The 15,437-nt window shown below is 30.7% G+C and carries 14 protein-coding genes and 1 other annotated feature; of the genes, 4 read left to right on the top strand and 10 right to left on the bottom strand.

The genetic code is table 11. The features are described from left to right. Window positions 1-3 precede the first annotated feature (3 nt). Window positions 4-756 (top strand): 4-hydroxy-tetrahydrodipicolinate reductase, encoded by a 753-nt coding sequence (dapB, locus tag KQI86_RS14115; RefSeq protein WP_216439999.1) that lies wholly within the window; start codon window positions 4-6, stop codon window positions 754-756. Window positions 757-837: 81 nt separating this feature from the next. On the opposite strand, the gene KQI86_RS14110 is transcribed toward dapB, so the two are convergent. Continuing rightward, window positions 838-2,007, bottom strand: coding sequence for a pyridoxal phosphate-dependent aminotransferase (locus tag KQI86_RS14110; protein WP_216439998.1), 1,170 nt, complete (start codon window positions 2,005-2,007; stop codon window positions 838-840). A 119-nt stretch (window positions 2,008-2,126) separates the two neighbouring features. Here KQI86_RS14110 and dapD point away from each other — a divergent pair, with 119 nt between their 5' ends. Next, the gene (gene dapD, locus KQI86_RS14105; protein ID WP_216439997.1) at window positions 2,127-2,837 is read left to right on the top strand and encodes a 2,3,4,5-tetrahydropyridine-2,6-dicarboxylate N-acetyltransferase; all 711 of its coding nucleotides are present in this window, start codon (window positions 2,127-2,129) and stop codon (window positions 2,835-2,837) included. Window positions 2,838-2,877: 40 nt separating this feature from the next. On the opposite strand, the gene KQI86_RS14100 is transcribed toward dapD, so the two are convergent. The 3 genes from KQI86_RS14100 to pdaB all read right to left on the bottom strand — a co-directional run bounded on the left by KQI86_RS14100 (window position 2,878) and on the right by pdaB (window position 5,134). Next, the gene (locus KQI86_RS14100; protein WP_216439996.1) at window positions 2,878-3,651 is read right to left on the bottom strand and encodes a single-stranded DNA-binding protein; all 774 of its coding nucleotides are present in this window, start codon (window positions 3,649-3,651) and stop codon (window positions 2,878-2,880) included. A gap of 94 nt (window positions 3,652-3,745) precedes the next feature. Beyond that, a complete protein-coding gene (locus KQI86_RS14095) occupies window positions 3,746-4,222 on the bottom strand; it encodes a hypothetical protein (RefSeq protein WP_216439995.1) in 477 nt (158 codons plus the stop codon). A 165-nt stretch (window positions 4,223-4,387) separates the two neighbouring features. After that, window positions 4,388-5,134 carry a polysaccharide deacetylase family sporulation protein PdaB gene (gene pdaB / locus KQI86_RS14090; protein WP_425514380.1) on the bottom strand — a complete coding sequence of 249 codons (747 nt, stop codon included), beginning with the start codon at window positions 5,132-5,134 and terminating at the stop codon, window positions 4,388-4,390. Window positions 5,135-5,308: 174 nt separating this feature from the next. Here pdaB and KQI86_RS14085 point away from each other — a divergent pair, with 174 nt between their 5' ends. Further along, window positions 5,309-5,836, top strand: a complete 528-nt coding sequence (locus KQI86_RS14085) for a DUF4364 family protein (RefSeq protein WP_216439993.1) — start codon at window positions 5,309-5,311, stop codon at window positions 5,834-5,836. Here KQI86_RS14085 and KQI86_RS14080 read toward each other — a convergent pair. After that, entirely contained in the window at window positions 5,833-6,717 is an 885-nt protein-coding gene (locus tag KQI86_RS14080) for a YncE family protein (protein ID WP_216439992.1), read from the bottom strand. The two genes, KQI86_RS14085 and KQI86_RS14080, sit on opposite strands and share 4 nt — an antisense overlap. 128 nt (window positions 6,718-6,845) lie before the next feature. Between KQI86_RS14080 and KQI86_RS14075 the strand changes: the two genes are divergently transcribed. Next, the gene (locus KQI86_RS14075; protein WP_216439991.1) at window positions 6,846-7,094 is read left to right on the top strand and encodes a TIGR03905 family TSCPD domain-containing protein; all 249 of its coding nucleotides are present in this window, start codon (window positions 6,846-6,848) and stop codon (window positions 7,092-7,094) included. A 296-nt stretch (window positions 7,095-7,390) separates the two neighbouring features. On the opposite strand, the gene KQI86_RS14070 is transcribed toward KQI86_RS14075, so the two are convergent. From KQI86_RS14070 to ftcD, 5 genes are all read right to left on the bottom strand, one after another. Continuing rightward, on the bottom strand, window positions 7,391-8,689 hold the full coding sequence (locus KQI86_RS14070; RefSeq protein ID WP_216439990.1) for a bifunctional folylpolyglutamate synthase/dihydrofolate synthase: 1,299 nt from the start codon (window positions 8,687-8,689) through the stop codon (window positions 7,391-7,393). 178 nt (window positions 8,690-8,867) lie between these two features. Then, the gene (locus tag KQI86_RS14065; RefSeq protein WP_216439989.1) at window positions 8,868-11,510 is read right to left on the bottom strand and encodes a valine--tRNA ligase; all 2,643 of its coding nucleotides are present in this window, start codon (window positions 11,508-11,510) and stop codon (window positions 8,868-8,870) included. Between the two features lie 52 nt (window positions 11,511-11,562). Continuing rightward, window positions 11,563-11,774, bottom strand: a binding site (T-box leader). Between the two features lie 73 nt (window positions 11,775-11,847). Then, the gene (locus tag KQI86_RS14060) at window positions 11,848-12,465 is read right to left on the bottom strand and encodes a cyclodeaminase/cyclohydrolase family protein (RefSeq protein ID WP_216439988.1); all 618 of its coding nucleotides are present in this window, start codon (window positions 12,463-12,465) and stop codon (window positions 11,848-11,850) included. A 106-nt stretch (window positions 12,466-12,571) separates the two neighbouring features. Continuing rightward, entirely contained in the window at window positions 12,572-14,254 is a 1,683-nt protein-coding gene (locus tag KQI86_RS14055) for a formate--tetrahydrofolate ligase (protein WP_216439987.1), read from the bottom strand. A gap of 110 nt (window positions 14,255-14,364) precedes the next feature. Next, window positions 14,365-15,258, bottom strand: coding sequence for a glutamate formimidoyltransferase (gene ftcD, locus KQI86_RS14050; RefSeq protein WP_216439986.1), 894 nt, complete (start codon window positions 15,256-15,258; stop codon window positions 14,365-14,367). Window positions 15,259-15,437: the final 179 nt, after the last annotated feature.

The following is a 15,437-nucleotide window of genomic DNA, read 5'->3' as shown; positions in this document are numbered from 1 at the left end:
ACAATGGTAAAAGTTATATTATGTGGCTGTAACGGAAAAATGGGAAAAGCAATTACTCAAACAGCTCTTTCTTTTCCTAATATAGATATCGTGGCTGGTGTGGATAAAAGTTTAAATAACAACAACCTTTATCCTATATTCTCAAATATAAATGAGGTGAATGTAGCAGCAGATGTGGTTCTTGATTTTTCAAGACCTGAAGCTCTAGATGATCTCTTAGGTTATTGCAATAAAAATTCTACTCCATTAGTACTTTGTACAACTGGCTATAGCGAAGACCAACTTAGTAAAATATCTGAAGAGTCAAAAGCTATTCCTATTTTTAGATCTGCTAATATGTCAATTGGAGTAAATGTAGTTAACTCCATATTAAGAAATATAAGCAATAAATTATATAAAGACTTTGACATTGAAATAATAGAAAAACATCATAATCAAAAAGTAGATGCTCCTAGCGGTACTGCTCTTCTATTAGCTAACACCATAAAAGATTCAATTGATGGTGAAAGAGAATTTTCTTATGGAAGAGTAGGCAACTGCAAGCGTGAAGAAAAAGAAATTGGCATTCACGCAGTAAGAGGGGGAACTATAGTCGGTGAACATGATGTAATTTTTGCAGGCATTGGAGAAAACATTGAAATTAAACATTCTGCTCTATCAAGAGAAGTCTTCGCTGCGGGTGCCCTTAAAGCTTGTGAGTTTATGAAAGACAAAACTCCAGGTTTATATAATATGGATGATATGCTTAACTTATAATAATTGAAAGTTGAGAGTTAAGGATAAAATTTTAGGATTCTGATTTGCAGAATCCTTTCTTTTACTCTCAATTTTCAATTCTCAACCTAATCCTGGACTTTTAAGGCTTTTAATCCATTTACTAATCCTATCTAATGCCTCTTCTAAGGCTTCCATGCTATAGGCATAGGATATCCTTATATATCCTTCTCCACCTTCCCCAAATGCTGATCCTGGAACTACAGCTACATTTCCTTCTTTTAATAATCTATAGGCAAACTCTTCACTACTCATATTAAACTTTTTTATAGATGGGAAAATATAAAACGCTCCCTTAGGTAAATTTACTTCAAAACCTAATTGAACCAATCTATTATAAACATAATCCCTTCTCTTTATAAATTCATTCCTCATATATTCCACTTCATCTAAAGAGTTTTTAAGTCCTTCTACTAAGGCCCATTGTACTATAGACGGAGCACAACTAGTATTATATTGATGAACTTTAATAATATGTTTCATATACTTTTCATTACAACAAATATATCCAACTCTAAGCCCTGTCATAGAAAACATTTTTGAAAATCCATTTATCAATATAATCTTATCTAATATTTCTTCATATTGACAGATAGAATAATATTCTTCTTCAAAACATAACGAACTATATATTTCATCACTTATTACAAGTATATTATTATTTTTTATTATATTATAAAGGTCTTGTCTATCTTTCATACTCAGTGTAGTCCCTGTTGGATTGGATGGAAATGATAATATTAAAATTTTAGGGGCTTCCCGGATTATCTTTTTCTCAACATCTTCAATATTTGGATTAAAATTATTATCTAATTCATAGAATATAGGCTCTCCGCCAACTAATTTTGTTAGGCTTTCATAAGCTGGATAAGCTATTTTAGGAATCAATACCTTTTCACCTGGATTTAACAAGGCTATAAAAGTATCAAATAATCCTTCACTTCCCCCTGCAGTTATACATATTTCTTCTGGCAAGTAGTCTATATGAAATCTTTTCAAATAATTACTTATTTCTTTTCTTAGCTCAACTATTCCAGCGTTAGAGGTATAGCCCGTTTTATTATCTTTAATAGCATCAATTAAAGCTTTCTTTATAGCTTGTGGAACAAAAAAGTCTGGTTGACCCAGCGTGAGAGAAATTGCATTTGGATAATTAGATACTTCGTTAAAAAATTTTCTAATTCCAGATATCTCTATATTTTTTATATAATCTGATATAAAATTATCATTCATATACATAAACACCTCTCTATTATGGTATTATTATATTAATATAATTATTACTTGATTAATACTAAAATTATAACTCTATTTCAAGTATTATATCAATTAATTATCAAAGGAGGGGTTTTATGAAATATGACTTTAATGACCCTTATAAATTAGCAGAATATATAAAGGATGTAAAAAAATCAACGCCAGTAAAGGCCTATATAAATGGAAACTTGAACGGTTTAGAACTAGATAATATCGAGGCATACGGCGAAAATAATTTTTTTATACTTTTTGGACAAAAGGAAGACATTCTAAAATTTATAGATAAATATAGAGATAATATCAAAAATTTTAGATTGGAATGTGATAGAAAAAACTCAGCTGTTCCTTTAATGGATATAATTAATGTAGATGCTAGAATTGAACCAGGAGCTATAATTAGAGATAAGGTTAAAATTGGGAAGCATGCGGTCATTATGATGGGTGCAGTTATTAATATAGGTGCTGAAATAGGTGACTATACCATGGTTGATATGAATGCAGTGGTTGGAGCTAGAGGAAAATTAGGTAAAAGAGTTCATCTTGGAGCTGGTGCCGTTGTAGCGGGAGTCTTAGAACCTCCAAGCAAAGATCCATGTACCATAGAAGATAATGTTATGGTTGGTGCAAATGCTGTAATACTAGAAGGAGTTCGTATCGGAGAGGGTGCTGTTATAGCTGCTGGATCCGTAGTAGTTGGAGACGTGCCTCCAAGGGTTGTTGTTGCCGGTGCTCCTGCTAAAGTAATAAAGCATGTTGATAAGAAAACTGAAAGTAAAACTAAAATACTAGATGATTTAAGAAAGTAAAAAGCTATTCCTTACTAGAATAGCTTTTTATTATTAATTATTAAATTTGTAAGCTTTCCGCTAACTCTACCTCATCTATTTCATCTATTTCATCTATATCATCTATATCTTCTACATCTCTCGCATCTTCCACATTTTCCATATCACATATATCTTCTTCAACTTCTTCAATATCTTTTACTAAATCTTTCTTATCATCAGATATTTTCTCCATTTTAGATATAGATACTTCATATGCTATTTTCTTTATAACTTCATCTTCAGATATTTTCTTTTGATATTCTCTACTTTGTAATCTTCCCCATATCCTAACATTGTCTCCTACATTTAATTCCTCACAGAACCTTGCATTTCTTCCCCAAGCTATGGTTGGGATATAATCTGATTTATTGTATGCTCTATTTACAGCTAAAAGCAAATCCGCAATTTCCCTTCCAAAGGGAGTTGTCCTATAAACCGGCGGCTTGCATATAAATCCATTAAGCAATATTTGATTTGGATTTTTCGTTCTTTCAATGCAATATTCTATATTTCTTGCAAATACTGTTAATATTAATCTATTAGACCCTTCAACAAACTTATTATATGACCTAAGTTGTCCTTCTATTACAACTTCAGCTCCGACTTTTAAATCCATATTACCGATTAATCTTTCGGATACTGTTACAAGTAGCTCGTCTTTAGCATCACTTAACCTTTGAACTTCAATATAGAAAGTATAAAAGCCCTCTCCATACATTTCATGGCTAAATTCAAGTCCTGAACTCACTACCCCTTCTAAATAGATTTTATTATTTTGTAATACATTCTCCATTTTAACCCCTCTTTCCCTTAGTATCTTAAATACTTTTACAACATATTAATATTCAAAAAAATCCCAAAATATACTTAATATTTATAAATTTGCCCTATTCTAAATTAGTTTTAATTGCATTTTCTGATATTCCTTCTATTAAAGCTATAGTAATAGATATCATAAAGGCATATAATTCATAATTATCCTTGAATTTTCTATTTATTGGTATTTCTTGCGGTATAACATATTCTGTGATATATCTTTGAATACAATATACAAAGCCACTCTTATCATCAGCAATACTAGATATAGTTATAGTATTTTTATTTCCTAATCCATAAGTAATTAAATTACCTTCAAATAGAATATTATCAAATTTCATATCCATATTTAATAGATAATAATCCCCAATACAATTGTCCATACATATATCTAATTCATTCATATTATTTATAACTATATAATCATATGCTTCCTTTTTATTTAATTCTTTACAATCTATCTCTAAATCTAAATTTAAAATACTAAATTCTCTTTTTATATAGTTTATAAATTCAAAGTTATTGTCAATAACAAAAACTTTCTTCATAATATCAACTCCTATTTATCTATCATAAATATTTTACTCAGGAGTTAATTTTTTATACTCAATGTTGATTTCATACATAAGATCACCGTCCTTTATAACTTATCTTTTGTGCAATTATGCTTTTACTTATATTTCCATTATAGTATAGATAAGTATACCCTTCAACTATTGTTTTATTTGTCTTCCTTGATGATCTATATAATAGTTATTCTTATATATGAGATCTCCTACTTTCACAAATTCATATCCTTTAGCTTTCAAATCTTCAATTATTCTAGGCAGTGTTTTAGGAGTATATTTTCCATCAGTATGAAATAATAATATTGAACCAGGTTTTATATTTTTCATAACCCTATTATATTCTTTTTCTTCCCCTTCAGCTCTCCAGTCTATACTATCTACATCCCATTGTATGCAATGATATCCTAATGCATTTACCGTTTCAACAGATAAATTATTGTATGCTCCACTAGGAAATCTAAACAATTTTGTACTTTCTCCTATTGTCTTAATTGTTTTAGTATCGGTTACACTTAATTCATTAATTATTTTCTCTTTTGAAATTTTACTCATGTCTGGATGAGAATTAGAATGATTTCCTATTTCATGACCACGTTTATGAATTTCTTTTACTTCTTCTGGGAAATCGTCTATCCAATTTCCTATTAAAAAAAAGGTTGCTTTTACATTGTATTTATCTAATATATCCAGAATTTCAGTTGTATTATTTTCCCCCCAATTTACATCAAAAGTTATAGATACTTTTTTTTCTTCTGTGCCTACCGAATAAATAGGTAATTTTCTTTCCTGATTTAGAAATACCCCTTTACTTTTAAAAAATACGGATACTGCCATACTAATCATTAGCATACAAATAGCAATAATCATTTTTTTTATTACTTTTCTATCCAACAAATATACCTCCATATTTATCTTTTCTAAAACTTTATATGCTTTTACCTTTGTAAAATATTACTAAAGTTAAATAAATTTCTAAAAATAAAGAGGCATTTATCATAGTGCTTTATTTTTTTTCATAAATTTATGTTATAATTAAAATGATTAAATTATTAGGGAGGAAAAATAATGTTTGAGGGTACTTTAGAGTTAGCTGAGAATAAACTTCTTCTATTGTATATATTTGATAAGATAAAACTTCCTATAACAAATAATCAAGTAACTCAGATTGTTTTAGAAAATAACTTTATAAATTATTTTACCTTGCAGCAGTATTTATCTGAATTAATCTCTTCAAACTTTCTAAACTATACAAAAAATGAAAGTAAACAGAGATTGCAAATTACTGAAAAAGGTAAAAAAGTGCTTTTTCTGTTTGGTAATAGGATTTCTAAAAATAAATTAGATATTGTTCATGCTTATTTAGATAAAGAAATCACTAATATTAAAAAAGAAGTAACTATACTTTCTGACTATACAATAGAAGATGACGATAAATATATTGTTAATTTAAAGGCTTTAGAAAATGATACAGTTTTAATAGATGTAAAACTTTCTGTTCCTTCTAACAATGAAGCAAGGGATATTTGCAATAAGTGGAAAAACAATTCTTCTGAACTATATAAAACAATTATAAACTTACTAACAAATAATTAAACCAATATCATACCTGTAGGCTCTCCACCTATTGGTATGCTTTTTTTTATTTCGCTTTCAATGTTTGTTTTAATAAGCAAGTTATTGTAATTATCTCCTACATATATATAATCTTCTACTTTTACTATACCTCTAGGCATTCCACCTAAATTAATCTTTTTTATCTCTTCATAGTAATAAATATCAATTATACTAACAGTTCCATCTCCAAAATTTGATACATAGCAATTATTTCCTTCTAAAAACATATCTACCGGTGAGTTACCTGCGGTAATTCTATATAATAATTTATAGTTTTTTGATGACAATATAGAAATGCTTCCTTTAAAATCCGATCCTAAATTACTTTCACAAACTATAATATGCTGACCATCATTGCTAAATAAAGCTTTAGTAGGGTAGCAGCCAACTTTAATATTTTTTACATTTTCTCTATTTTCACAATCAATTAAAGTTATAGAATCATTCTCCATATTGCTTATCATCAATAATTTCTTTTCCTTATTTAAGGCTATACTGTGCGGTAAATTTCCACAAGGTATCTCCTCTACTACTTTATTTTTTATCAAATCAAATACAATAACATTGTTTAATTCACCACATATTATAAAAGCGTAATCCTTGTAAACTACTATATCATTACAATGAGCACCTATAAAAAAGCTATTTTCTTCTCTGTTTTCTTTTATATTTAATATAGAAAGGCTATTACCATAACTATTAGCAGTAAGTAACCTTTCATTATACTTACATATTCCATGAGGACCTATTTTACCAAAATTAATTGGTGTAAGTGTTATTTTACTTTCTTCTTTGAAATTTTCTAAATTTACTTTAGAAATACAATCCGATGATGTGTTACAAATATACAAACAACTCATTACATTCCCCTCCTCACAGATATAATATGTAGGTAGTGCAATATTTGAGATAAATATATTATAACTATTGTATAATAGTAAACTATTATTATATAATTTTATTCATATAGTTTTAAGGAGGAGTAGAAATGTATACTTATCAAACATCTGGAGTTTGTGCTAAGAAAATAAACTTTGATATTAAAAACAACAAAATAGTAAGTGTTGAATTCATAGGTGGATGCAATGGTAATCTTAAAGGAATATCAACCTTGCTTGAGGGAATGGACGTAGAGGAAGCTATTAAAAAATTAAAAGGATTAACTTGTGGACCTAGAGGAACATCATGTCCTGATCAGTTATCAAGAGCACTAGAAGAAGCTTTGAATAATAGATAACTTGTTATGAAAATAGAGAGCTAAGTAAGTATTGAAGTCGCTCCAATAAAAAGTGGCTTTTTCAATACATACTTAGCTCCTTTGTAGTTCACAAATATATTTAATAGATCAATAAATGGTAGATTTTTAGATAATAGATTCTGTATCCAAAAGGGGAGCTGAGATACATAGTGACGTCACTTCACAAGAAGGCGTTCCTACCACTATATACCTCATCTCCCTTAAGTTTTACAAAAATATTTTAAAAATTAAAATCATATATTGTTTTTTCAAGTATGGATTTCTACGAAGATAATTTAGTTTCTTGCTCTAATAATTTTTCTCATATCTCCTATCATATACAATGACCCACATATTAGAATCATATCTTCTTCTCCACAATAAGATAATGCTTTAGTATAGGCTGTACCGTAGTCTTCAATTTTTTCATAGTTATTATTATATCTTCTTATTATTTCTGATAATTTATCTGCATTTTCTGCCCTATAGCTATGAGGAGTGATAGCTATTACTCTATGTGCTAAAGGTACAATAGTTTTAATCATTTCTTCTACTTGTTTATCTGAAAGTATGCCTATTATTAATATAAGCTTATTGTATTTAAAATACTTTTTAACGTTTTTGCTTAGTTTATCTATGCCGTCAATATTATGAGCTCCATCTATAAGAACTATAGGGTTTTCTTTGACTATTTCCATTCTACCTGGCCATTTTACATTTTTTAATCCTCTTAAAATATGCTCTTCTTCAATATTAACCCCTAAGCTTTGTAACTGTTCTATTACATTTAGAACTGCAGAACAGTTTAATAGTTGATGAATTCCTAATAAAGATAGTTCGATATTATATTCCTTACTCAAAGTGTTAATTATGCATTTTTGATAATTTACATTATATAAATTCTCTTCCGTATTTTTTGCTGAATTCTCTCTTACATATATTAATGGACTGTTTTTTTCTTTGCATATATTTTTTATTACTTCTTCTGACTCTTTTTGCTGAGGATATAAAACCAATGGTACCCCTTCTTTGATTATACCTGCTTTTTCATAAGCAATTTTTTCTATGGTATCTCCTAATACTCCCATGTGATCAAAGCTTATGGAAGTAATTACGGAAACTAAAGGAGTAATTACATTAGTTGAATCCATCCTTCCTCCGAGACCTACCTCTATAACCCCATAATCAATTTTTTCTTCAAAATAGTATAAAAACATGGCACAAGTTATAATTTCAAATTCTGTTGGATTTCCATATCCAACTTTAATAATTTTATCTACTGCCTCAGCAACCCTAGTCATAACCGAAGCTAATTTATCTTTAGGAATATTTTCACCATTAATTTGTATTCTTTCTTCAAATTCTTCTAAGTAAGGTGAAGTATACATCCCTACCTTATATCCAGCTTCTATAAGTATTTTGGATATCATGGCTGTAGTAGAGCCTTTTCCGTTAGTTCCAGCAATGTGTATGCATTCTAGCTCTTTATGAGGATTACCTAATAGCTCTAGTATTTTTTCAACTCTTTTAGTACCGGAGTTATTACCAAATTTACATGTACTTTCAATATATTCTATTGCTTGTTCATAATTCATAATATCCCCTCTTCTTCAAGTAAAGAATTACAAATAAAAAACGAAGAGTATTGGATGAAATTTTAGCAAAGCTGAAATTTCTAACATCATATATTTAATATTATATAATATGAAAATTCTGCTTTGTAGAATTCTTACCTCTACTCTTCACTCTTATTTATTCACTCTATACTAAATTTTAATTTAGACTATTTATTCTTTCTAATACCGCATTAAGCATTTCTTTATACTTTTCACCTTTAGCTCTTTCTTCCTCAATAACAGCTTCAGGTGCTTTTTTTACAAAGCCTTCATTTGAAAGTTTCTTTTCAACTCTCTCTATTTCCTTTTCTAGCTTTTCTTTTTCTTTACTCAATCTTTCTAACTCTTTTTCTACATCTATTAAGTCAAGTAATGGTATATACATTTCAGCACCTTTTGTTACTGCCGTTACTGCATTTTCTGGAGCTTCAGTCTTTGAACTTAAGAATGTTACTTCACTTGCAGAAGCTAGCTTTTCAAAATATACTCTTCCATTTTCAAAGGCTTCTCTACCTTCTAATGCATATATCATAACCTTAGCTTTTCTTGAAGGTGGAACATTCATTTCTGCTCTAACATTTCTAATAGCCTTTATAGCTTCGATTATTAAGTTCATATGCTTTTCAACTAATTCATCTCTTAATTCTTCTTTATATTCTGGCCACTTAGATACTGTAATTGTCTTTTCTTCTTCTTGTAGATGAGTAAATATTTCTTCAGTTATATAAGGCATTACTGGATGTAGCAGTTTTAATCCTGTTACAAGAACGTCAAATAACACATTTAAAACTACTCCCTTAGCCTTTTCATCCTCTCCATATAGAGCAGGTTTTACAAGTTCTATATACCAGTCACAGAATTCGTTCCACATAAAGTCGTAAACCTTTTGGGAAGCTAATCCTATTTCATATTTCTCAATGTTATCTGTAACTTCCTTAACTAAAGTATTCGCTCTTGATAGTATCCACTTATCAGCTATAGAATAATCTTTGCAGTCCTTATATTTTTCCATAAGCTCCTTATCTAGATACATCATTACAAATCTTGATGCATTCCATATCTTATTAGCAAAATTTCTTGCACCTTCAACTTTTTCTTCGTAGAATCTTATATCATTTCCCGCAGCATTACCAGTGATTAACATAAATCTTAATGCATCTGCTCCATATTTGTCGATAATGTCTAGTGGGTCAACTCCATTTCCAAGAGACTTAGCCATTTTCTTGCCCTGTGAATCTCTTACTATACCATGGATCAGTACAGTTTTAAATGGAATCTCTTCCATGCTATTAAGTCCTGAGAATATCATTCTTGCTACCCAGAAGAATATTATATCGTATCCTGTAACTAAAACATCTGTTGGGTAGAAATACTCTAAATCCTCAGTTTTATCAGGCCAGCCCAAAGTTGAGAACGGCCATAGAGCTGAACTAAACCAAGTATCTAATACGTCATTGTCCTGCTCTAATTTATGGCTACCACACTTTGTACATGTAGTTACATCTTCTATGGAAACTATCATTTCTCCACAATCCTGGCAGTACCATACAGGTATTCTATGGCCCCACCATAACTGTCTTGAAATACACCAATCCTGAATATTCTCCATCCAGTTGAAGTATATTTTATCAAACCTTTCAGGAACAAATTTAACTTCTTTATTTCTTACAACTTCTATAGCTGGCTTTGCAAGCTCTTCCATTTTTACATACCACTGTTTTGATATCATAGGCTCAATAATGCTTTGGCACCTATCGTGACATCCTACATTATGGTTATGATCTTTAATCTTTACTAGGAAGCCACCTTCCTTTAAATCTTCTACGATAGCTTTTCTAGCTTCATATCTATCCATACCAGCATATTTTCCGCCATGTTCATTTATCGTTCCATTCTCATTCATGATGATTAATTCAGGAAGGTTATGTCTCTTTCCAACTTGATAATCATTAGGATCGTGAGCTGGAGTTATTTTAACTGCTCCTGTTCCAAATTCCACATCAACATAATCGTCTGCAATAATTGGAATTTCTCTATTAACTAGAGGAAGCAATAATTTTTTTCCTATTAAATGTTTGTATCTTTCATCTTCTGGATTAACAGCTACTGCTGTATCTCCTAACATAGTTTCTGGTCTTGTAGTAGCTATCTCTAAAACTTCATTCGTTCCTATAACAGGATAATTAATATGCCAAAAATGACCATCTCTTTCTTCATATTCGATTTCAGCATCTGAGATTGCTGTCATACATTTTGGGCACCAGTTAACTATTCTATTACCTCTATAAACTAACCCTTTCTCATGTAACTTAACAAATACAGTTTTTACAGCTTTATTTAAGTTTTCATCCATAGTAAAAGCTTCTCTTGTAAAGTCCGCAGAAACCCCCATTTTTTTCAATTGAGTTCTTATGGTGTCTCTATATTTATCGCTCCACTCCCAAACCTTATCTAAGAAAGCTTCTCTTCCCATTTCTTTTTTCTTTAAGCCTTCTTTTAAAAGTTCATTTTCTACCTTTACTTCTGTTGCTATACTTGCATGGTCTTCTCCTGGCAGCCATAATGCGCTATAGCCTTGCATTCTTTTAACTCTTATTAAATAATCCTGTAAGCTATTGTCAAGAGCGTGACCTAAATGTAATCGTCCAGTTATATTTGGAGGCGGCATAACTATTGTAAAAGGTTTTTTATTTTTATCCACCTCTGGCGTGAAATATTTTCCTTCTTCCCAAGTTTTATAGATTCTTTCTTCAAACTCTTTTGGGTCATAGGTTTTTGCAATATTTAAATTTTCATTCATATATATATCTCCCCTCATATTATTTTTCAAATAAAAAAAGCACTGTGTCCTATAAAAGGACGCCAGTGCGCGGTACCACCTTTTTTCCTGTAAAAACAGGCTCTTAAAAACTTAACGACTAAGAAAATCGTCCTTGCCTACTATCATTTCAGCAAAGAAGCTCAAAAGCTACCTTCAAGGCAATTGGTACAGAAAGTCTTACAGCCGGTGGACCTTCCTCTCTTAGAACTATTAACCTTTACTCCTCTTTTTCAACGCTTATACTTATTTAATTATAATAATCTTTATTATAAACTAATTTAAAAAACTGTCAATAGTATGTGGAGATATACGTTAATTATAGATTAACTTTTGATAAAATACTCTTTTCTATATCATTAACCTTAGATTCTAATTCTTCTACTTCTTTTGTAACGTCCTTCACGAAATCTTCATCTTTTATTGATCCTAAATTTATCTTTACGTTATATAGAGCTGAAAGTACAGCTGTTCTTGCTGACATAGCGGCTACAGCACCATCTGTAACTGCATTTTGATTTCCTTTTAAAACAACTTTTTCTGCCCATGGTAATAAATCAAAAGCATCCTTTGCTACATTTAATGGAACAGTAGCTGCTCCCTTAAAAGCTGCCTGAACTACCTTTGTTCTTTCTGCCTTTTGATCATCCGTATCCTTTGGCATTTTAAATGCAGCCATTATTTTATTAAAGGACTCTGAATCTTCATCTATATAGTTGATAAACTTTTCTTTATATGAAGCTGTAACTTTCTTTACTTCTTCCATATCACCTTGCACATCTTCATAACCTTTTTTACCAATAGTTAAATTAGCTACCATTTCAATAAGAGCCGCCGCTGAAGCTGCACTTAAAGCTGCGATACTTCCACCACCTGGTGCAGGTGAATCTGATGCCGTTTCATATATAAAATCTTTAACAGTCAATTTCTTAAGCATTTAAATTTCCTCCCTTTTTCAATGGAAAATTAAAAGTCAAAAGTGAAGAGTTAAGTTCTTCACTTTTAACTAATAACAGTTCTACTTTATTAACTCTAAATTATCACTAGAATAATCCTGAAATTACTCCATTTTCATCTATATCCATTTTTTCTGCTGCTGGAACCTTTGGAAGTCCTGGCATTACCATTATGTTACTTGTCTGGCATACTATGAATCCTGCTCCTGCTGAAACTCTAATATCTTTTATTGTAATTTTAAATCCTTTTGGAGCACCTACTAAACCTGGATCATCTGAGAATGAAAATTGAGTTTTAGCCATACAAATTGGAAGTTTATCTAATCCTAATTCTTCAAGCTTAGCAATCTGCTTCATGGCAGCTCCTTCTATTACTACTCCATCTCCACCATATATTTCTTTAACGATAGTATTTAGTTTTTCAGGTATTGAAGCTTCTACATCGTATATTGGCTTATAGTGTGATTCTTCTGTTTCTAATATTTTAACAAGCTTTTCAGCCATTTCTGTTCCCCCGTCTCCACCTTTTGCCCAACATTCATTTAATGAAACTTCTATTCCTTCTGCTTTACACTTGTTCGTTAATAATTCTATTTCAGCTTCTGTATCATTTACAAATCTATTAATTCCAACTAATACAGGTAAACCGAATTTTCTCATGTTTTCAACTTGCTTAGCTAAGTTTGCAAAACCTTTATCTAAAGCTTCTAAGTTCTCTGTTCCTAATTCAGTCTTTTTAACTCCTCCATGCATTTTTAACGCTCTTATTGTAGCAACTACAACAACTGCATCTGGTTTAAGTCCACCATATCTGCATTTTATGTCTAAGAATTTTTCAGCTCCTAAGTCAGCACCAAAACCAGCTTCTGTAACTAATATATCTCCTAGCTTTAATCCAAGCTTAGTAGCTATTATTGAGTTACATCCATGAGCTATGTTAGCGAAAGGTCCACCATGTATAAGAGCTGGTGTATTTTCAAGAGTTTGAACTAAATTTGGTTTTATAGCTTCTTTTAAAAGCATAGCCATTGCGCCATTTACTTTTAAATCTTTTGCTGTAACTGGTTTTCCATCTAAATCATATGCTAATATAATTTTTCCTAATCTTTCTTTTAAATCCATTAGGTCATTTGATAAACAAAGTATTGCCATAACTTCAGAGGCAACTGTTATCATAAAACCATCTTCTCTAGTAAATCCACAAGCCTTTCCACCAAGACCTACTACTACATTTCTTAATGCTCTGTCATTCATATCTAGTACTCTTTTCCAAACTATTTGTCTGGAATCAATTCTTAGTGTATTTCCATGATTAATATGATTATCAATAGCTGCTGAAAGTAGGTTATTAGCTGCAGTTATTGCATGCATATCTCCTGTAAAATGTAAATTAATATCCTCCATAGGAACAACCTGTGCATAACCGCCACCTGCCGCCCCTCCTTTAACTCCAAAAACTGGTCCTAAGGATGGTTCTCTTAATGCTATAAATGCTTTCTTGCCAATTTTATTTAAAGCCTGACCTAATCCTATTGTTGTAGTGGACTTACCTTCTCCTGCTGGAGTTGGGGATATTGCAGTTACTAATACTAATTTTCCATCCTTCTCATTTTCTAATCTCTTAAATACTTTTTGTGAAATTTTGGCCTTATATTTGCCATACATCTCTAATTCATCATCTAAAATTCCATATTTTTCAGCTATTTCTGTTATTGGCTTCATCTTTGCACTTTGTGCTATTTCAATATCGCTAGGTACCTTGTTAATCATTTTGCTACACCTCTTTTATATATTATTTATTGTATAAACATTTATTATACAAACGTCTATAGTTCTAATGGAGTATAGACGTTTGTATGAAGGGAATTTAACTACATCTACTACTCTAACAATCTTTTTTCTAATATTTGATTGATATCAAAGTTTTCTATTTGTAAGTAGTATTCAGCAGCGTCAAGTAAGGATTTCATAGGAACAGTTCCTATAACTTCACTGCCTACTACTGGCACACCATATCTTCTAGCTTCCATTTTTACCATTTCAAAAGCTCTATATACCGCAGTTTTTTCGTAATTAACTAGATTCATTGAAACTTGAACTATGTTTCTTTCTTCGAGTTTTAACCCTATAGCTTTAGCGAATCTTAATCCACCGCCTATAAATCTTACCTTCTTAGCTATAGCATCAGCTATCTCTAAATTATCAGTACCTAAATTAACATTAAACGCTACAAGAGCTACTCTTGCACCAACTGCAGTACAACCACTTTTAGCATTCATAGCTTGTGGGCCATAATCTGGTTTCCATTGTTCTTCTTCAATCTTTTGGAAGAATCCTTCATACTGTCCCTTTCTTACATCTGCAAGGTTCTTTCTTGCAGGTGTATTTGCAGCATCTTCATATAAATAAACAGGAATTCCCCAGCTACCGATTTCTTCTCCAACTTCTTTAGCTAACTGTACGCATTCATCCATAGTAATATCCGCTACAGGAGTAAAAGGCACAACATCTACAGCTCCCATTCTTGGATGTCCTCCATGATGAGTTGTCATATCTATTAATTCTGTTGCTGTTTTAGCTAAGTTTATAACTGCCTCTTTAACCTTTTCTGGACTTCCTATAAGAGTTACAACTGTTCTATTATGGTCTTCATCTGGTAAGTAATCCAATAGTTTTACTTCTTTTACCTTTCTTACTTCATCAACTATCTTTTCAATTACTTCCTGATTCCTTCCTTCACTAAAATTAGGAACACATTCTACTAGTTTTGCCATGATTTATTCCTCCCTTAATTTTAATACTAAAATATATTTAAATCTATTTATTACTATAAAAACATAATATTTTGTTTTTTCTGATTTTATTATACTACATGCCCCATCAACAAATCGTCTAATTTTTATAACAATTTTGAAAATAACATATTTTTAAATTTAATTTGTAGACGTTATAA

The organism is Clostridium mobile, from assembly GCF_018918285.1.
Lineage (GTDB): Bacteria > Bacillota > Clostridia > Clostridiales > Clostridiaceae > Clostridium_AW > Clostridium_AW mobile.
This window is presented reverse-complemented; position numbering and strand designations above follow the sequence as displayed.